Origin of the sequence: Neoaquamicrobium sediminum, assembly GCF_040970315.1 — a bacterium.
GTDB lineage: Bacteria > Pseudomonadota > Alphaproteobacteria > Rhizobiales > Rhizobiaceae > Aerobium > Aerobium sediminum.
The window spans coordinates 524,581-543,188 of the sequence record NZ_JAZHFV010000006.1 but is presented as its reverse complement, the minus strand read 5'-3'; the positions used below and the strand labels follow the sequence as shown (position 1 = coordinate 543,188).

General features: G+C 64.2%; 20 protein-coding genes. 9 read left to right on the top strand and 11 right to left on the bottom strand.

All coding sequences use genetic code 11. The annotated features are described in order from the left end of the window. Nucleotides 1-24: 24 nt before the first annotated feature. The 3 genes from V1479_RS19340 to V1479_RS19330 all read right to left on the bottom strand — a co-directional run bounded on the left by V1479_RS19340 (nt 25) and on the right by V1479_RS19330 (nt 2,340). A complete protein-coding gene (locus tag V1479_RS19340) occupies nt 25-510 on the bottom strand; it encodes an SRPBCC domain-containing protein (RefSeq protein WP_368804387.1) in 486 nt (161 codons plus the stop codon). Then, a complete protein-coding gene (locus V1479_RS19335; RefSeq protein ID WP_368804386.1) occupies nt 507-845 on the bottom strand; it encodes an ArsR/SmtB family transcription factor in 339 nt (112 codons plus the stop codon). Before V1479_RS19335 ends, V1479_RS19340 begins: the two co-directional genes overlap by 4 nt. Before the next feature lie 121 nt (nt 846-966). After that, nucleotides 967-2,340 carry a serine hydrolase domain-containing protein gene (locus V1479_RS19330; RefSeq protein WP_368804385.1) on the bottom strand — a complete coding sequence of 458 codons (1,374 nt, stop codon included), beginning with the start codon at nt 2,338-2,340 and terminating at the stop codon, nt 967-969. A gap of 189 nt (nt 2,341-2,529) precedes the next feature. Here V1479_RS19330 and V1479_RS19325 point away from each other — a divergent pair, with 189 nt between their 5' ends. Both V1479_RS19325 and V1479_RS19320 read left to right on the top strand, forming a co-directional pair. Continuing rightward, complete coding sequence (locus V1479_RS19325) at nt 2,530-3,381, top strand: glycoside hydrolase family 25 protein (RefSeq protein ID WP_368804384.1); 852 nt, start codon at nt 2,530-2,532, stop codon at nt 3,379-3,381. A gap of 70 nt (nt 3,382-3,451) precedes the next feature. After that, the gene (locus tag V1479_RS19320; RefSeq protein WP_368804383.1) at nt 3,452-4,624 is read left to right on the top strand and encodes a lytic murein transglycosylase; all 1,173 of its coding nucleotides are present in this window, start codon (nt 3,452-3,454) and stop codon (nt 4,622-4,624) included. A gap of 37 nt (nt 4,625-4,661) precedes the next feature. On the opposite strand, the gene V1479_RS19315 is transcribed toward V1479_RS19320, so the two are convergent. Next, a complete protein-coding gene (locus V1479_RS19315; protein WP_368804382.1) occupies nt 4,662-5,882 on the bottom strand; it encodes an alanine racemase in 1,221 nt (406 codons plus the stop codon). 172 nt (nt 5,883-6,054) lie between these two features. Between V1479_RS19315 and V1479_RS19310 the strand changes: the two genes are divergently transcribed. Then, nucleotides 6,055-6,978 (top strand): DMT family transporter, encoded by a 924-nt coding sequence (locus V1479_RS19310; RefSeq protein ID WP_368804381.1) that lies wholly within the window; start codon nt 6,055-6,057, stop codon nt 6,976-6,978. A 365-nt stretch (nt 6,979-7,343) separates the two neighbouring features. Here V1479_RS19310 and metF read toward each other — a convergent pair whose 3' ends face one another. Further along, entirely contained in the window at nt 7,344-8,255 is a 912-nt protein-coding gene (gene metF, locus V1479_RS19305) for a methylenetetrahydrofolate reductase [NAD(P)H] (protein WP_368804380.1), read from the bottom strand. Further along, nucleotides 8,255-9,274, bottom strand: a complete 1,020-nt coding sequence (locus tag V1479_RS19300; RefSeq protein WP_368804379.1) for an ArsR/SmtB family transcription factor — start codon at nt 9,272-9,274, stop codon at nt 8,255-8,257. The genes metF and V1479_RS19300 overlap by 1 nt, the downstream gene beginning before the upstream one ends. A gap of 105 nt (nt 9,275-9,379) precedes the next feature. On the opposite strand from V1479_RS19300, the gene tsaA reads away from it, so the two are divergent. Continuing rightward, nucleotides 9,380-9,883: a tRNA (N6-threonylcarbamoyladenosine(37)-N6)-methyltransferase TrmO gene (tsaA, locus tag V1479_RS19295; RefSeq protein ID WP_368804378.1), complete on the top strand. Its 504-nt coding sequence runs from the start codon at nt 9,380-9,382 to the stop codon at nt 9,881-9,883. Further along, complete coding sequence (locus V1479_RS19290) at nt 9,880-10,197, top strand: DUF2293 domain-containing protein (RefSeq protein WP_368804377.1); 318 nt, start codon at nt 9,880-9,882, stop codon at nt 10,195-10,197. Before tsaA ends, V1479_RS19290 begins: the two co-directional genes overlap by 4 nt. Before the next feature lie 18 nt (nt 10,198-10,215). On the opposite strand, the gene V1479_RS19285 is transcribed toward V1479_RS19290, so the two are convergent. The 3 genes from V1479_RS19285 to ettA form a co-directional block, all read right to left on the bottom strand. Further along, nucleotides 10,216-10,833 (bottom strand): MOSC domain-containing protein, encoded by a 618-nt coding sequence (locus V1479_RS19285; RefSeq protein WP_368804376.1) that lies wholly within the window; start codon nt 10,831-10,833, stop codon nt 10,216-10,218. 93 nt (nt 10,834-10,926) lie between these two features. After that, nucleotides 10,927-12,048: a beta-ketoacyl-ACP synthase III gene (locus tag V1479_RS19280; RefSeq protein ID WP_368804375.1), complete on the bottom strand. Its 1,122-nt coding sequence runs from the start codon at nt 12,046-12,048 to the stop codon at nt 10,927-10,929. A 183-nt stretch (nt 12,049-12,231) separates the two neighbouring features. Continuing rightward, on the bottom strand, nt 12,232-13,881 hold the full coding sequence (gene ettA, locus V1479_RS19275; RefSeq protein WP_368804374.1) for an energy-dependent translational throttle protein EttA: 1,650 nt from the start codon (nt 13,879-13,881) through the stop codon (nt 12,232-12,234). Nucleotides 13,882-14,104: 223 nt separating this feature from the next. Between ettA and V1479_RS19270 the strand changes: the two genes are divergently transcribed. The 4 genes from V1479_RS19270 (at nt 14,105) to zigA (ending at nt 16,988) form a co-directional block, all read left to right on the top strand. Further along, nucleotides 14,105-14,539 (top strand): curlin, encoded by a 435-nt coding sequence (locus tag V1479_RS19270; RefSeq protein ID WP_173192229.1) that lies wholly within the window; start codon nt 14,105-14,107, stop codon nt 14,537-14,539. A 79-nt stretch (nt 14,540-14,618) separates the two neighbouring features. Next, complete coding sequence (gene csgH / locus V1479_RS19265; protein WP_368804373.1) at nt 14,619-14,999, top strand: curli-like amyloid fiber formation chaperone CsgH; 381 nt, start codon at nt 14,619-14,621, stop codon at nt 14,997-14,999. A gap of 183 nt (nt 15,000-15,182) precedes the next feature. Next, entirely contained in the window at nt 15,183-15,602 is a 420-nt protein-coding gene (locus V1479_RS19260) for a curlin (RefSeq protein WP_368804372.1), read from the top strand. A gap of 162 nt (nt 15,603-15,764) precedes the next feature. Beyond that, on the top strand, nt 15,765-16,988 hold the full coding sequence (gene zigA, locus V1479_RS19255) for a zinc metallochaperone GTPase ZigA (RefSeq protein WP_368804371.1): 1,224 nt from the start codon (nt 15,765-15,767) through the stop codon (nt 16,986-16,988). Between the two features lie 24 nt (nt 16,989-17,012). Here zigA and V1479_RS19250 read toward each other — a convergent pair whose 3' ends face one another. Then, nucleotides 17,013-17,795, bottom strand: a complete 783-nt coding sequence (locus tag V1479_RS19250) for an ABC transporter permease (RefSeq protein ID WP_368804370.1) — start codon at nt 17,793-17,795, stop codon at nt 17,013-17,015. After that, the gene (locus V1479_RS19245; protein WP_173192238.1) at nt 17,792-18,583 is read right to left on the bottom strand and encodes an ABC transporter ATP-binding protein; all 792 of its coding nucleotides are present in this window, start codon (nt 18,581-18,583) and stop codon (nt 17,792-17,794) included. The genes V1479_RS19250 and V1479_RS19245 overlap by 4 nt, the downstream gene beginning before the upstream one ends. Nucleotides 18,584-18,608 lie beyond the last annotated feature (25 nt).

Genomic DNA, 18,608 nt, shown 5'->3' with positions numbered 1-18,608 from the left:
GATGCCTGGAGGCAAGATGGGGCCTCAGGCCGCGAGCTTGCCCGCCGCGATGAGCTCTTCCATCCGCGCGTAGCTCGCCTCCATGCCCTGGTCCATACCGGTGGCAAGCATCGCCTCGCGCGTCGCGCTGTCGGGCAGCGTCATGCGCATGGTCATCAGCGTGCCGTCGCCGTCCGCCGCGAAACGCGTCTCGATATGATTGTCCGGCGTGGGGTCGGGCAGGTGCATGCGCTCGACATGCTCGATCCGGCTGAAAGGCTCCAGCGCGATATATTCGCCGGTAAGATGGAACCCGTTGCCGTTGCCGTCCGACCATGCGTAGCGGACATTACCACCCGGCTTCGCCTCGTTTATGCATTCGGTCATTGTCCAGCCGTCCGGGCCTAGCATCCACTTGCGGATCAGCTCCGGCTCGGTATGGGCGCGGTAGACGGTCTCGGGCCGCGCTGCGAAATGGCGGGTGACGACGACATGGGTTTCGCCCTCGGTGACGAGCTTCAGCTTGCTCATTGGTCTTCCTTTCCTTCGTTCTGTTCCAGTTCTGCAAGGACTGCGTCGAGCCGGTCGTAATTGGCTTCCATCGCCTTCCTCAGCCAGTCGAGCCAGCGGTCGATTTCCTTGATCGCCTGCGGCGCGAGACGGCATGGCCGTTTTGCGCCCTCAACCCTCCGCGTGATCAGCCCCGCACCTTCCAGCACCTTGAGATGCCGGGAGATTGCGGGCTGCGACATCGCGAACGGCTCCGCCAGTTCCATCACCGTCGCCTCGCCGGTTGCGAGCCTTGAAAGGATCGCGCGCCGGGTCGGGTCCGACAAAGCCGCAAACGCGGCATCGAGAGTGTTCATCTCCAATCACTCATATAACTTCAATGTTATATAACACATAAGTTATGTCAATGGGAAAAATCCGTTTGCATGCGCCGACCGCCCGGCGCATCCCTGTCGTCAGAAAATCGGAAGCCTTCGCCTAGTCGTTTTCGGCAGGCAGCAACGCCGCGAGCGCGGCGACAAGCGGCTCCGGCCGATGGCCGAGCTTCGACGGCGTCAGGCCGAGCCTGACCACCACCAGCCTTTGCGAAGGCACGACGGCCACGGTCTGCCCGTCATGCCCGCGCAGCCAGAACGTATCTTCGAGAAGCCCCGGCGCCGAGGCTCCGGCGTCCGATCCTTCCAGCCAGACTTGCCCGCGCCCGTATTTGCCGGCGGAGGCAGGCGCTTCCTCGCGCATCCATGAGACAAACCCTTCCGGAAGAACCTGCTGCCCTCGCCACTCGCCTTCCTCGAGCAGGAACTGCCCGAACCGGGCCCAATCGCGCCCGGTCGCGTAGAGGTAGGACGAGCCGACGAAGGTGCCGCTCGCATCGGGCTCCAGCACCGCGCTGGTCATGCCGATGGGCGCAAAGAGCGCTTCGCGCGGAAAGGCGAACGCTTCGGCCGGGTCCTCGAAGGCATTCTGCCAGATGCGCGAAAGGAGAACGGTCGTGCCGCTGGAATAGCTGAAGGTCTCGCCGATCGGCCCTGCCAGCGGCTTGTCGGCCGCGAATGTCGCCATGTCCGGCTGCAGGTAGAGCATGCGGGTCACATCGGTGACGTCGCCATAGTCCTCGTTGAACTCCAGACCGCTCGACATCGCCATAAGGTCGGCGATGGTGATCGTTCCGCGCTCGTCGACGTCCCATTCCTCGAACAGCCCGTCCTGGTCGAGCGACAGCCTGCCCTCGCCGACCAGCGTGCCGATGATGGCGGCGGTCACGCTCTTGGTCATCGACCAGCCCAGCAGCGGCGTGTCCGGCCCCGAGCCGTCGCCGTAGCGTTCGCCGACGATGCGCCCATTGTGAACCACGACGACGGCGCGCATGCCGGGACCGGTCAACGCCGCATCGTCCAGCACGGCGGCAAGCGCGGGGTCCTGCGATACCTCGACACGCTCGCCGAACGGCCACAGTGCATTCGGGTTCGGCGTCCCGGCTGCCGGAATCGGCCCCAACGCCGCAAGTTCCGCGCCGGCCGGCAGGGTCGCACAGCCCGCACCCTCGCGGTAAACGGCACGCCCTTCCCCGAACAGCCCGAGCAGCTTGGCCGAAACGCTGCCGGCCGCCTCGTCCACATCGACGTAGATGTATTTGAGCAGCGGGTGCCCAGGCGCCTGCACGTCGAGCGCCAGCACGGCCTGAGCGTCGCGCCCGGCCAGGAAATGGTTGGAACACACGATCTTCGCAGAATAGGCGGTCCCCACCCGGATCAGCGCAGGCGGCGCGAAGTAGAGCCAGCCCGCGGCTCCCACCACCAAGAGTACGACGAGAAGCAGCAGCCCCTTCAGTATCTTGCCAACGATTCGCATCTTTCCCCCGCTCGCCCTCATGACTTTGTCGTGAACTCTTGGCAGGAAGCGACGGAAAATCAATGCTTTCGGTGATGAGGCAGCAGCGCGCGCCGGCGGCGCGGATGACGGACCGGCAGGCATCGATTATTGCTGACCTTGGTGCGCAGGCGATTCGAACGCTGCCGCAATGGACCTCAGGGGGATTTGATGCTGCGGATCGCGGCCCTTGTATTGACCGCTTTTGTCGCCGCCTGCACCAGCGTCAGCTACGACTTCGGCGACCTTGCGCCCGAATCGTCAGGCGCGACCCGTGCATCGGCGCCGCTCGCTTCCGGTGCACGCAACGCATCGGCCTTTCGTGTGGCCGTGCGCAATCCGCGTTTCGGAGACCGCAAGCCGCATCCCTGGGCGGATCGCGCGCCCTGGACTTATGCCGTCCACGGCACCGACGCGTCCAAATATCAGGGCCCGGTCGACTGGAAGGCCGCCAGGGCCGCTGGCATTTCCTTCGCTTTCATAAAGGCGACCGAGGGTGGTGACCGGCTCGACGACTATTTTCACGAACATTGGCGCGGCACGAAAGCCGCCGGCATTCCCCGCTCAGCCTACCATTTCTACTATTTCTGCCGGCCGGCGCGCGAACAGGCCGCCTGGTTCATCCGCAACGTGCCGCGTGAGGCGGGCACGCTGCCCCACGTGCTCGACATGGAATGGAACCACCTGTCGCCGACCTGCCGCCTGCGCCCGCCAGCGGCAACCGTACAGCGCGAGATGCGCGTGTTCCTCGACATGCTGGAACGGCATTATGGCAAGCGGCCGATCATCTACACCTCTGTCGATTTCTACCACGACAACAAGCTCGAGGGCTTCGAAGGCTATGATTTCTGGCTGCGTTCGGTCTCAGCCCACCCCGACGAGCGCTACAACCGCGAGCGCTTCCTGTTCTGGCAATATACCGGCACCGGCGAAGTTCCGGGCATGAGCGGCGACGCCGACATCAACGTCTTCAACGGCAGCGAGGCGCAATGGTATGCCTGGTTGCAGAAAAATGCCCGGTAACGCCGAATTTACGCCGTGTTCGGGCGTTTGAAGGCTAGGACTCGAAGCCCTGCCTCCCGGAGACCTACAGATGAAAACGACGCTGGCCGCCCTCACCTTGACGCTCGCGACAGCCGGGCCAGCGCTGGCGCAGCAATGCGGCGGCGACTTTTCCGCCTGGCGTGCCGGCGTCGCGCAAGAGGCGCAGGCGGCAGGCGTCGGCCAGCGGGGGCTCGCAGCGCTCGACAATGCGCGGCTCGACGAACGCGTTCTCAGCCGCGACCGGGCGCAGGGCGTTTTCACGCAGACCTTCACAGAGTTTGCCGGCCGGATGATCAACAGCTACCGGCTGGAACAGGGCGCCAGCCTGCTGCGCCGCCACGCGGACCTGTTCGCCAAGGCAGAGCGCGACTACGGGGTGCCGGGGCCAGTGATTGCCGCCTTCTGGGCACTTGAAACCGACTTCGGCGCCGTACAGGGCGATTTCAACACGCTGAACGCGCTGGTCACGCTGGCCCACGACTGCCGCCGCCCGGAACTTTTCCGCCCGCAGCTCGTGCCGATGCTGACCCTGATCGACAACGGCACGCTGCCGGCCGACAGCCAGGGTGCCTGGGCAGGCGAGATCGGCCAGACCCAGATGCTGCCCTCCGACATCCTCAAGCTCGGCGTCGACGGTGATGGCGACGGCGTGGTCGACATGCGCAGGAGCGTACCCGACGTGATCCTGACCACCGGCCGCAAGATCCAGTCGCGCGGCTGGCGCGCCGGCGAGCCATGGATGCAGGAGGTGCAGGTTCCCGACACCCTGCCGTGGGCCGAAACCGGCCGCGTCAATCGCCTGCCCATTTCGCAGTGGACGGCATGGGGCGTTACAAAGCGCGACGGCAGCCCGCTCGATGCAGGCGCACCGGACGCAGGCCTTGCTTTGCCGATGGGCCACAAGGGCCCCGCCTTTCTCGTCTACCCGAACTTCGACGTCTACCTCGAGTGGAACCAGTCGTTCACCTACACGCTGACCGCCGCCAATCTGGCGACCCGGCTGGCCGGCGCACCGCGTTTGGACGCGCGCAGCCCCGAGCAGGGCCTCACCGGCGACGCCATGAAGCTCCTACAGCAGAAGCTGCTCGATCGTGGCCACGACGTGGGCGGTATTGATGGCATTCTCGGTGCAATGACCCGCGAGGCGGTGCGCGTGGAGCAGCAGCGCCTCGGCCTGCCGGTCGACGGCTGGCCAACGCCGGCACTGCTGACGAACCTGTGAGGGTGAAGGAAGTAAGGCACCCTGCTGCCCTACTCCCTTAATCCGCCATCGTTTCCAGGCTGGCAAAGCCTTCCGGCGCCGCGCCGGCATCGAACGGCGTCGCGATCTCGACGAAGGTGTCGGGATAGAAGCCGTTGAAGCGCGTGCGCAGCGATAGCGAATAGGCTCCGATATGGCCGATCTCTATCCAGTCGCCCGTGTCGACAGTTTCCGGCAGCCAGAACGGCCGCGAAAGAATGTCTACGGAATCGCAAGTCGCCCCGCAAACCCGGAACGGCACGACCTTCTGCTTGTCGCCGTTGCGATGCCGGATCGCAGGGTCCGGAATGAAGCGGGCCGGCAGCGTGATCTTGCCGGTCCATGAATCCGACAGCGACGCCCAGATGCCGTCATTGATGTAGAGCCGCCTGCCCTTGCGCAGCAGCACTCGTACGATCAGCGAGAAGGCGCGCGCGACGATCACCCGGCCGGGCTCGGCGACCAGCGGTGTCTCGCCGAACCCCCATTCCGTGATGTCGCCACGCAGCCGCGACATGATCTGCCCGAGCGAGGGCATTTCCGGCTTCTTGCGGTTGGGATCATGGCCATATTCGGCCGGAAAGCCGCCGCCGACATCCAGCGCCACGATCTCGGCTTCCGCACGGTTGCGCACCCAGTCGGCCGAGGCGAGTGCGCGCTCATAGGTATCCGGATCCTCGATCTGGCTGCCGACGTGAAAGCACAAACCGACCTTGAAGCCGCCGCGCGCCAGCCGGTCAGCGAGCTCGACGGCGGTCGCGGGACCTGCCCCAAACTTTTTCGAAAGCTCGTAGGCGGCGCTGCCCTTGGTCTGGATGCGCACGAATACAGTGATGCTGGCCGGATCGATGTCGAGCGCCTTGACGACACGCGTCAGCTTCACGACCTCGTCCTCGTGATCGATCGCGATCACGCGGATGCCGTATTCCTCAAGCGCCAGGCGGATGTGCGACTGTGCCTTGATCGGGTGCATATAGAGCATCTCGGCCTGCGGCGCGATCGCGCGAACGTCGGCGATCTCCTGCGGCGAGGCGACGTCGAAAGCCGTCACGCCCGCTTCCGCCAGCGCCTTGAGCACCATCTTCTCGCCGTTGGTCTTGACCGCGTAAGCCGTCTTGCCGGGAAACATCGACATGAATTCCCGGCAATCCTGCTTCAGCACCTCGGGGCGAAAGCAATAGACGGGATCGTCGGGACGAAGCGCGAGCGCTGCTTCGCGGGCATTGTCGAATCGCTGCAAGGGCGGCCTCCTCGATATTTGGGGCGAGCCTAACAGGCTGCGATGCCGCAAAAAAGACGATGTCTATCGATGCCGGCCACCTCGCGCCAACATATGGACCAAATCACGAAACGGGTGGTGAAACGCTCTGCGCAAGCCCTATTGTCCGCCGAACACCGAGGAGCCTGCCGACATGAGTGAAGCCGCCGCCGTGTCCCTACCTTCCCGCCGCGCGATGAGCGGCCGGGACTGGGGCATGCTCGTGCTGCTCGGCGCGATCTGGGGCGGTTCGTTTTTCTTCGCGCGCATCGCCGTCACCGAGATTCCGCCGCTCACCCTGGTGGTGTTTCGCGTCGGCATCGCCGCTCTGGCGCTCCATCTTTATCTCGCCGTTGCCGGACCGTCGTTCCGGCTCGCCTTCCCGATGGCTGCCAGCTTCTTTCTGCTTGCAATCCTCAACAATATCATACCCTTCACGCTGATGTTCGCGGGCCAGACGGAACTCGGCGCGGGTGCGGCCTCGATCCTCAACGCGACCACGCCGTTCTGGACGATGATCCTCGCCAACATGCTCACCGCTGACGAGAAACTGTCCTGGAACAAGGTTATTGGCATCGGCTTCGGCATGGCAGGCACCGCGGTCATGATCGGTCCGGGCGTGATCACAGATGCCGGCGCGCCCGTCTGGGCCAAGCTTGCGCTCGTGGGCATGGCGCTCTCCTACGCGCTGGCCGTCATCTATGCGCGCCGGTTCCGCGCCCTGCCGCCGCAGGTGGTCGCAACCGGTCAGTTGACCGCCTCCACCATCATCATGATCCCTGTGGTGCTGCTGTGGCACGGCCCTGAAGGTCTTTTTGCGGCCAGCCCACCCGTCTGGGCCGCCGTTCTGGGGCTCGCTGTGCTGGCAACCTCCTTCGCCTACATTCTCTATTTCAGCCTGATCCGCTCCGCCGGCGCCACCAACGCCTCGCTTGTAACGCTGCTGGTGCCTGTCAACGCCATACTGCTTGGCGCGCTCTTCCTCGGCGAGCGGCTGGAGATATTCGAGATGGCCGGCATGGGTCTGATCGCGCTGGGCCTGCTCACCATCGACGGGCGCGTTTTCGGCCGCGGATAGATGTCGCTTCGTCACAATTTTTCAACAGCGGGACGCGAGTTCGTTTTGCCAGCGAAAACAAGAAACTGCGCGCGACAGTTCTAACGGATGCCGGACTGGCTTCGCAGCGCAGCATAAAATGCGCTTGCCTGACATGCAAAGCAGCCTAGAATCTCCACCATAGTCGTAGAGGAGACTATGCCATGGGACTTGCACGACCACTCAACACGTTGATCATTTGTGCTGCGTTTGCCTTCGTAGGCGCCCTCATAATGGGTATATTGGCATAAAGGCGGGGCCGTCACTTCCCTGAAGCGACACATGAACACGACGAAAAGGCCGGACAACCCTCCGGCCTTTTTTGTTGTCTGGACCTGCGAAAGCGCCTAGGCGGCTGCGGCGGCAGTGCGGACCTGCGGCCTGATCCCGATCAGGTGACAGATCGCGAAGGCCAGATCGGCACGGTTCATCGTGTAGAAGTGGAATTCGCCGATGCCCCGCTCGACAAGGTCCAGCACCTGCTCGGCCGCGATCGCGGCGGCAACGAGAGCATGGGTCTGCGGGTCGTTCTCGAGCCCCTCGAAGCGCTCCGCCAGCCATGCGGGCACATGGGTGCCGCAGCGGGCCGAGAAATTCGCCACCTGCTTGAAGTTGTGGATGGGCAGCACGCCCGGCACGATCGGGATGTAGATGCCTGCCCTGCGCACGCGCTCGACATAACGCTCGTAGAGATCGTTATCGAAGAAGAACTGGGAGATCGCGCGCGTCGCGCCATTGTCGACTTTGCGCTTTAGCATGTCGATGTCGGTGGCGAAATCGGCGCTTTCCGGGTGCTTTTCCGGATATGCCGAGACCGAGACCTCGAAATCGCCGATCCTGCGGATGGCGCCGACCAGCTCCGCACCGTTCGAATAGCCCTGAGGATGCGGCCTGTAGGCCTCGCCCACGCCCGCCGCCGGGTCGCCGCGCAGCGCAACGAAACGGGTCACGCCAAGGCTTGCGAAGTCGCGCACCACCGCGTCGACGTCCTCGCGCGTGGCATCGACGCAGGTCATGTGCGCGGCGGGCTTCAGGCTGCTGCCGGTCAGAATGCGCCCGACCGTGCGGGCGGTACGCTCGCGGGTCGATCCGCCCGCGCCGTAGGTGACGGAGACGTATTGCGGCGCCAGCGGCTCAAGCCTTGTGATGGTCTCCCACAGGCGGCTTTCCATCTCGTCCGACTTCGGCGGAAAGAACTCGAACGAGACCTTGATCCGGTCGCCAATATCGGTGCGGCGGGACAGGCGGGGATCGGCCATCAAACGGTCTCCTTGGGGGCAGTCTGTATTGCTTGGGAAGAATCGGCGATCAGCAGGCGACGGTCGCGCGCCACCCACAGCTTCACGGTCAGGCCGGATGCGCCCGCAGTCGGCGCAAAAGCGCGCTCCGCTTCCAGTTCGAGCCCGGCCTCCTCCAGCCAGTCGGCGATCTGGCGGTCGGAAAAACCGAGCCGGACATGGGCATGCTCGTCGCGCAGGAACTCATGTGTGTGCGGGGCGAAATCGACAATCACCAGCCGCCCGGCCGGCCGAAGCAGCCGCGACGCCTCGCGGATCGCAAGACCAGGGTCTTCAAGGTAGTGCAGCACCTGATGCATCGTCACGAGGTCGAAGGCATCGCGCTCGACCGGCGGCGCGTAGAGATCGCCCTGGCGCACCTGCGCATGGGCGACATCGGCCTGGTCGAGGTTGGCGCGGGCGACCGATAGCATCTCCCGCGACAGGTCGATGCCAACGCCGCGCCGGTAGAGCGGCGCGAACAGCTCCAGCAGCCGCCCCGTGCCGGTGCCGAGGTCGAGCATCGCCTGGAACGGGCGCTCACCGATCAGTTCCGTCAAAGCGGCTTCGACGGCCCCATCGGGCACATGCAGGGACCTGATCTGGTCCCAGCTCGCCGCATTGGCGCTGAAATAATCCGCAGCCTTCTCCTGCCGGCGGCGTTTGACCGACGACAGCCGCTCGAGATCACGCTCGACAATAGCGTCAGCGGCATCGACGCGACCAATCACGCCGCCAAGGAAGTCCCGCGCCGCCTCGCCGTCCGATAGTCGGAAATAGGCCCACGAGCCTTCCTGATAGCGTTCGATGAGCTGTGCATCCATCAGAAGCTTGAGGTGGCGCGACACGCGCGGCTGCGACTGGTTGAGGATTTCGGTCAGGTCGGTCACGGTCAGGTCGCCGCGCGACAGGAGCAGCAAAATCCGCAGGCGGCTGGATTCGGCAGCCGCCTTCAGCGTATCAACCATCATGTTCAGGCCGGTCGAGGAGCGCGTCAGCATCCCAATCTCCAGAAAGACATAAAGATATATTTATATCGATCAGGAGCCGCTGGCAAGCACCATGTCGCGATCCGGCCAAGAAATGACGCTGCCATGGAAAGCAGGATGACCACCAAAGACAAGCGGGACGGCGAGACCGAACTGGATTTCGACCCGGCCGAAATGGCGACGGATGCGGGCATCGTCTTCATAGGCCGCGTGCGCTCGCCCTGGACCCGCAGGGAGGAATGCCCAAAGAACATGGCCGCCGCACGCGAGCGCGGCATGCCCGCTTTGGTGGAGGTCGATGCCGCCTGGAGAAGCGGTCTGTCAGGGCTGGAGCGCGCCAGCCATATCGCCTTGCTTACATGGCTTGACCGCGCGCCGCGCAACCTCATCGTCCAGAAGCCGCGCCATGCCTCGCAGCCGCGCGGCGTCTTCGCGCTGCGCTCGCCCGCGCGGCCCAACCCGGTTGGTCTGCATGTCGTGCGGCTTGTCGATCTTGATCCCGAAGCTGGTATTCTGACGCTGGAGGCGATCGACGTGCTCGACGGCACACCCGTCATCGACATCAAGCCCTACTACGCGTCGACCGATGCCGTTCCGGACGCCGTGGTCGGTCAGCCATGAACCCCTCGACCAACCGGCAGCGCGCCATCGCCAAGGCGCTGACCACACTGCTGCCGATGGCGCCCTACGCCGACATCGAGAAGATCAAGGAAATGGCGAGCGTACGCAAGATGCGCGACCTGCCGGCCTCCATCGCCGTCTGGATCGCGACCGTGACATACGTCCGCCACGAGCATTCCAGCTACGACACGCTGCTTGCCGAAGGTTACGACCGCGACGCCGCACGCTTCTTCGTCGTCGACGAGATCAACGAGACGCTGACGAGATGGCGCGCGACACGGCTGCTCGACCCGGACGATGGCGAGGCGGACTGAGGCGTCCCTGCCAGTTCGTTAGGTCGGATAGATCCACTGCTCGGGAATGCGCACGGAAACGTCTTCGCCTGCCTCGATACGGCCCGGCTTTTCCACCCAGGCGACAAGGCCTCGCAGTCGCCGCGCCACCTTGGGAAACAGCAGCGAGCCCGCTTCGTGATCGTTCATGCCGGCATTTACAGCCACTGAACGCCCGGCGACCCGACACGGCACGTTCTGCCCGTCCACCTTCAGCGTTACGCCATTCTTGAAGAACAGCATCGTGCCGGCCGGCAGCATCGAAAGCTGCGGCACGCCGTCGATCAGCAGATTGGCACCGATCCATTCCGGCTTGACCTCTTCGATCCCCATGCGCGCAGCGATCCCCGCCAGCTCATCGGGCGCGACGATCGACAAATGGCGCTCGTTGCGCATCTCCGTGCCGCGCGGATACCATGGCTCGCGACCGCCCGAGCGCCGAGTGTTTCCGGCATGGTAATCGCCGGCAATGCCCTCGAACGTGATGTCGAGCGCGTCGACCGGTCGCGTCTCGAAATGATCGGCGGGCGCGAGGAAAACGCCCGCGGCCCTGCCGAGCAGCTTCTTCGCGGGCCGGATCACGATTTCACCGCTGTCTGCGTCAAAAAGGTCGAGCATCGTCGTCGCCTCCGTTTCGAGCGCGCGAAGTTGCCCGTGGCAGGCACCGTAGTCCAGACAAAAACCGTGATGAACCTATTCGCGAGCGTGATGCTACATCATGCGCAGCAGCGCGCCGCCGATCGAATAGCCGGCCCCGTAGGTGCACAGGAGCCCGTAGTCGCCGGCCTGCATGTCCTTATGGTTCTCCTGGAGGGCCACCACCGCGCCGGCAGCCGCCGTGTTGCCGAGCCGGTCGAGCACCATCGGCGCGCGGTCGTGCCCGACCTCCTTGCCGAAGGCGAGCTTCAGGATCATCTGGTTCATGCGCGCATTGGCCTGATGCAGCCAGAAGCGCCGCACCGTATCCGGCGTGCGCCCATGCTCCGCCAGAAAATCGACGATGAAGCGATGGCTGGCGATGGTGACGTCCTTGAAGACCTTGTTGCCCTGCTGCTTGATGAGGTTGCCCTCCATCTGCACGACACTGGTCTCTTCCTGCGCAGCGCGGTTCAGATAGCTGAAATTGGTACGGATGTTGTTGGAGAACTGCGTCCAGTTGCGTGTCTCGACCACCTCGAAACGGCCCGGCACGACGTCGTCGGGACCAGCAGCCTCCACCAGCATGGCGGTGGCCGCATCGCCGAAGATGAAATGCGTCTGCCGGTCTCGGAAGTTGAGATGTGCCGTGATCAGCTCCGGCGTCACCACCAGCGCCCGGCGATGGGCACCCGTACGCACCAGGTTGAATGCGACATGCAGGCCGGCCGCCGCCGACGAGCAGCCGAGGCTCAGATCGAAGGCGGCGCCGCCAGCTCCGATCTCCTTCTGGATTTCGATGCCAATCGACGGGTAGAGGCGCTGAAGATGCGAGGAGGCACAGATAATCAGGTCGACGTCGGCCGCCTCGACCCTGGCATCGGCAAGCGCGTTGCGCGCGGCCGCAGCGCCGAACTCGGCCAGCACCGACAGGTCATCGTCGTCGCGCGCCGGAATGCGCGGCGCCATGCGCGAAGTGTCCAGAATACCGTCGCGGGTGTGAACATGCCGGTTGAGAATACCGGAGGCATGCGCGATGAACCCGGCGCTCGATTTCTGCAGCGGCTCCAACCCATCTGCCGCGCGGCGCACGTTCTCCAGGTCGACCCAGCCGTTGAAGCTTTCGACCAGTTCCTCGTTGGAGATGGAGGCTTTCGGTATTTCGACGCCGAGGCCGCTGATGATGACACGCTGCATTCTACTTGTCCCGGACATGCGGCCGCACGGCCACATCGCGGCCATTTCAGGTCACGTTATCAGATAGCCCAATCTACAGACGATTGCGTTTAAGCCAACTTAACTTAGCGGCATGGCCAGCGACCTGCCCTCGCAAGCCGGTGCAAGCAATGAGGGCAGCCTGTGAAGCTGCCCTCGGTAGCGTCAGCGCGTCAGCCGCTTATACGTCACCCGCTTCGGATTGACCGAGTCGGGACCGAGGCGGCGGATCTTGTCCTGCTCGTAATCCTCGAAATTGCCTTCGAACCACTCGACATGGCTGTCGCCCTCGAAGGAGAGGATGTGGGTCGCGAGGCGATCAAGGAACATGCGATCGTGCGAGATGATGACGGCGCAGCCGGCGAAGTTCTCCAGCGCATCCTCGAGGGCCGCCAGCGTCTCGGTGTCGAGGTCGTTGGTGGGCTCGTCGAGCAGGATGACGTTGCCGCCCGACTTCAGCATCTTGGCCAGATGCACGCGGTTGCGCTGGCCGCCGGACAGATTGCCCACCTTCTGCTGCTGGTCGCCGCCCTTGAAGTTGAACGACGAGCAATAGGCGCGGCTGTTCACCTCGTGCTTGCCGAGCTTGATGATGTCGTTGCCGCCGGAGATTTCTTCCCAGACCGTCTTGTTGGGATCGAGATGATCGCGGCTCTGGTCGACATAGCCGAGATGCACCGTCTCGCCGACGCGGATTTCGCCCGCATCCGGCTTCTCCGCGCCGGTGATCATCTTGAACAGCGTCGACTTGCCCGCGCCGTTCGGTCCGATCACGCCGACGATGCCGCCGGGCGGCAGCTTGAATTCCAGGTCGTCGATCAGCAGCCGGTCGCCGAAACCCTTGGAGAGGCCGTCGGCTTCGATGACGACCTGACCCAGCCGCTCGCCCACCGGGATGACGATCTGTGCGTCGCCGGGGCGGCGGTCGTTGGCTGCGTCCACCAGCTCGTCATAGGCCCTGATACGTGCCTTCGACTTGGCCTGCCGCGCCTTCGGAGAAGAGGAAATCCACTCGCGCTCGCGCGCCAGCGCCTTCTGACGGGCGCCCTCTTCGCGCTCTTCCTGCGCCATGCGCTTGGCCTTGGCTTCCAGATAGGCCGAATAATTGCCCTCGTAGGGAATGCCACGGCCACGGTCGATCTCGAGAATCCAGCCGGTGACATTGTCGAGGAAGTAGCGATCGTGGGTGATGATCAGCACGGAGCCCGGATATTCGCGCAGGTGCTTTTCCAGCCACGCGGTGGTCTCGGCGTCGAGATGGTTGGTCGGCTCGTCGAGGAGCAGCAGGTCTGGCTGCTGCAGAAGCAGCTTGCAGAGCGCCACACGGCGGCGCTCGCCGCCCGACAGCTTGGTCACGTCGGCATCGCCCGGAGGGCAGCGCAGCGCTTCCATGGCCATCTCGACCTGGCTGTCGAGGTCCCAAAGGTTCTGGCTGTCGATGACGTCCTGCAGCTTGGCCGCCTCGTCGGCGGTCTCGTCGCTATAGTCCATCATCAATTCGTTATAGCGGTCGAGGATCGCCTTCTTCTTCGCAACCCCCTCCATGACGTTGCCTATCACGTCCTTTGACTCGTCGAGCTGCGGCTCCTGCGGCAGGTACCCGCAGGTCGCGCCGTCGGCCAACCAAGCCTCGCCGGTGAACTCCTTGTCGAGCCCGGCCATGATCTTGAGAATGGTCGACTTGCCCGCCCCGTTGGGACCGAGAATGCCGATCTTGGCGTCGGGGTAGAAGGAAAGGTGGATGTTCTCCAGCACCTTCTTGGGGCCGTAGGCCTTGGTGAGGCCCGACATGTGATAGATGAACTGGCGTGCCATGGCGCGCGAAGACTCCGTTGTGCCTGTGCGGGAAGAAATGGTCGGCGCGTATGTAGGCGAAACGGCGCGCAAGGGCAATGACGCAGGCCAGCGCGGCGCATTCTCCGCTTCCCATTTCCGGTGAACGCCGGCTGAACGCCCGGTTCAGGACCGGTTCTGACTGCCTCGGCGATAGTGGCATCGTTCTCGAAACGAACACCACACAAGACCCGGAGCAAACGCCATGAACACGAAACTCTTCATCACCGCCACCGTCGCAGCCGTCATCGGTTTCACCTCGGCTCCTGCCATGGCCAACAGCGTCTGGCTCGACCAGTTCGGTCATCGCAACGAAGCAGGCGGCCGCCAGACCGGCTACAACAACGCGATCGGCATCCACCAGGACGGTTCGCGCAACAGCGCCATCGGCAACCAGCGCGGCGGCCGCAACACCATCGCCATCGGCCAGAACGGCTGGCGGAACACCGTTCGCGCAGAACAGCGCGGCCGCTTCAACGAGGCTGGTGCGGCCCAGTTCGGCACCAACCACAATTCGATCATCATCCAGGACGGACGCGGCAACATCGCTGCAGGCGTTCAGGTGGGTAACGGCTGCGATGCGGAAGTCAGGCAGAACGGCAGCGGCAACGTCGCAGCCTTCGTGCAGACCTGCCGCTGAAGCCGATGACCGCCACCGCATGGCCGGGAGGTGCGACGGACGCCCTCCCGGCATTCTTCCCGCAACAAGGAGCACGACCATGACCATCGGACGCAAGCATCTGCCTATCCTCGCCCTCGGCGTGGCGGCAACCATCGGTGCGGGCTTCGCGGCGGCCGGCAACGGCCAGGCCAGCGGCCCCCTTTCCTGCGAGATCGTCGCCACCCCCTCCGGCGGCATGACAGCCATCGAAGGCGTGGCGCACAGCAACGCGGCACTGACCGGCAACTACCGGCTGCGCGTCAGCGGCCCCGGCACCAATATCAGCCAGGGCGGACCGTTCGATGCCGCCGCGGGCCGCCCCGCCACGCTGGGTTCCGTCATGCTTGGCGGTTCCGGCGGCAGCTACGACGTGCGGCTAGAGGTCGAGGCCGGCGGCACCACCGTTTCCTGCTCGGAACGCATCGGTAGCTGGCTCTGAACGACCATGCCACAGCCGACCAACGAAGCTCCGGCCCCGCCGGGGCTTTTTTCTTTGTCGGCATGCCGGCGCGACTGCCCCAGGCTGTTAACGCCACATGAACGCGCGGTTCCGAACCGGTTCAGGCGCGCCCCCTCATGATCGCTCCATAGAATTCAACGCAGCTTCAAGAGGAGAACGACCATGATCCGCACCACCCGCAAGACGCTCGCCGCAACCCTCGCCGCAGCAACCATCGCGACCGCAGCGTTGAGCGCTGTCCCCGCCCATGCCGGCGGCTCGCTCAGTGTCCATCTCCAGCCCCGCAATGCCCAGGAAGAACAGGCAATGCGCGCAGGCTTGGCCATCTACTCCATCGCCAACGCGGTAAAGGGCGGCGCCAGCATCAGGCAGCTCGGCAACGGCAATGCCGGCGGCATCGCGCAGAATGGTTGGGGCAATCAGGGCATCGTCCACCAGGAAGGCAACGGCCACAACGGTTCGATCACCCAGAACGGCAACGGTAACGCCTACGGCCTGTTCCAGTTCGGTCGCAACACCAATGGCCATGTCGCGCAGAACGGCAATGGCGGCACCGGAGCGACCTTCCAGTTCGGTTGGTAAGCTCCCACTTTCATCCTCGGTTGCAGCAGGCCCGCCCAGCGCGGGCCTGTCGCTTTTTGAGGACAGCTCCGTCGCGCCATCGATACACGCTTGCCTGACTTAACTGTTAATGTAATAACATTACGCGTCTGCCAGCCAACTCCACCTAGCGCGAAAGCCACCATGCCAGTTCAGACCAGCCCGCAGCCACGCCTTCCCGTCACAGTCCTTTCCGGCTTCCCTGGAGCGGGCAAGACCACGCTTCTCAACCACGTGCTCAACAATCGCGAGGGGCGCCGCGTCGCCGTCATCGTCAACGACATGAGCGAAGTGAACATTGATGCGGCACTGGTGCGAGAAGGCGGCGCGAACCTTTCCCGTACGGACGAGCAACTGGTCGAGATGACCAATGGCTGCATCTGCTGCACGCTGCGTGACGACCTCTTGCAAGAGGTTCGCCGGCTTTCGCGCGAAGGACGCTTCGACTACCTGCTCATCGAGGGCACGGGCATCGCAGAGCCCCTGCCCGTGGCGACCACGTTCGATTTCCGCGACGAGAATGGCGAAAGCCTCTCGGACGTTGCCCGCCTCGACACCATGGTCACCGTGGTCGACGCGGCGAATCTGCTGAAGGATTACGCGTCGTCGGATTTCTTGCGAGATCGCGGCGAGACCGCGGGTGATGGCGACGACCGCGCGCTGGTCGACCTGCTCGTCGAACAGATCGAGTTCGCCGACGTGATCGTGCTCAACAAGGTCTCCGATACCTCCGCGCACCAACTCGATCTCGCCCGCAAGATCGTCCGCGCGCTCAATCCCGAGGCGCAACTGATCGAAACGGATTTCGCCCGCGTTCCGTTGGACCGCGTACTCGACACCGGGTTGTTCGACTTTGAAAAGGCGCAGCGCAACCCGCTCTGGTTCAAGGAGCTGAACGGCTTCCAGGACCACGTTCCCGAAACAGAAGAATACGGCATCCGCTCGTTCGTTTACCGCGAGAGGCGGCCCTTCGACCCGCAGAAGCTCCAAGCCTTCGTCAACCGCTCGTGGCCCGGCGTGGTGCGCGCCAAGGGGTTCTTCTGGCTGGCAACGCGACCGCATCACGTCGGCGAACTCAGCCAGGCCGGCGCGCTGGTGCGTACCGGCAAGCGTGGCCTGTGGTGGGCATCCGTTCCCAAACACCAGTGGCCGGACCATCCCGAATGGCGCGCTGCGATGCGGCCCTACCTCGACCCCATCTGGGGCGACCGCCGTCAGGAACTCGTCTTCATCGGCTGCGACCCGATGGACGAGGACCGCATTCGCGCCGAACTCGACGCGTGCCTCGTGCCGGAACGCGATTTCATGCCCGGCCGCTGGCGCGATCTCGCCGACCCCTTCCCCAGTTGGGACCGGCAAGCCGCTTGACGTGAGGCGTCATGCGTCGACGGGTTACACCTGAGCCATCTGGCTGCGATGCGCCCAGCCGGTCATCCGCATCTCCACCCAGGCCATCACCGCGTACATGATGATGCCTTCGATGGCGAGCATGATGAGGCCGGCCCATACCAGGGGCACGTTGAACTGGCTCTGCGCTGCCAGCATCATGTGACCGAGACCGGAATTTGCGGCGACCGTCTCGGCAATCACCGAGCCGACGAATGCAAGCGTGATCGCGATTTTCAACGAGCCGAAGAAATAGGGCATCGAGCGCGGAATGCCGACCTTCAGCATGATGTCCATCTTCTTCGCGCCGAGCGCGCGCAGCACATCCTCCATCTCGGGCTCGATCGTCGCGAGCCCGGTGGCGACGTTCACGACGATCGGGAAGAACGCGATCAGAAAGGCCGTCAGGATGGCTGGGATCGTGCCGATGCCGAACCAGATAACGAGGATCGGCACCACCGCCACCTTGGGGATGGCGTTGAAGCCGACCATCAGGGGGTAAAGCCCAGCATAGATAAACCGCGACCAACCCACGAGGATGCCGAGCGCCAGCCCGCCGACGACAGCCAGTATAAAGCCGACCGTGGTCGTATATAGCGTCTGCAGCGAGTTCTTCCAGATCGCCGGCCAGTACTGCCAGATCGCCCCGGCAACGTTGGTTGGCGCGGGCAGCAGATAAGGCGGCAGGTTGAAGACCCGCACCGCCAGCTCCCAGACGATGAACAACCCGCCCGTATAGAGCCACGGCGCGGCCGTGACCCAGTCGATGCCCTTCGATTGCGCGCTCATGCCGCTTTCCTCGCATCCGCGATGTCGCCGCGCAGTTCGTGCACGATGTCGTTGAAATCGGACTGGTAGAGAATTTCCAGGTCGCGCGGACGCGCGAACGGCACGGTCTGGTTCTTGATGATGCGGCCCGGCCTCGCGCTCATGACGAAGATCCGGTCGGCAAGGAAAACCGCTTCGCGCAGGTCATGCGTGACGAGAACGATCGTCACGCCCTGGGCTGCATGCAGGTCGCGGATCACGCACCAGAGTTCCTCGCGGGTGAAGGAATCGAGCGCACCGAACGGCTCGTCGAGCATCAGCAGGTCGGGTTCGTGGATCAGCGCACGGCAGAGATTGGCGCGCTGCTGCATGCCGCCGGAAAGCTGCCAGGGATATTTCTGGCCGAAGCCCTTCAGGCCGACGGTCTCCAGCAGCCTCTCGGCCTTTTCGACATATTCGGCCTTGTGGCGACGCAGCCGATGGCGATGACGGTCGACCACCTCCAGCGGCAGCAGGATATTGTCGAGCGTCGTCCGCCAGGGCAGCATCGTCGGGTTCTGGAAGGCCATGCCGACGATGTTGACCGGTTTCGTCACCCGCGCGCCGGCAACGGTCACCGCCCCCTCTTGCGGGATGTAGAGCCCGGTGACGAGTTTCATCAATGTCGACTTGCCGCAGCCGGACGGTCCGACGACGGCGGCGAACTCGCCGGTTGCGACTTCAAGTGAAAGGCCCTCGACCGCCAGCAGCCCCTGCGGGCCGCCATAACGCATATCGACGTCCTGAATGGTGACGAGTGCTTCGCTCATCTGCCCTCTGCTGCCCTTGAGATAA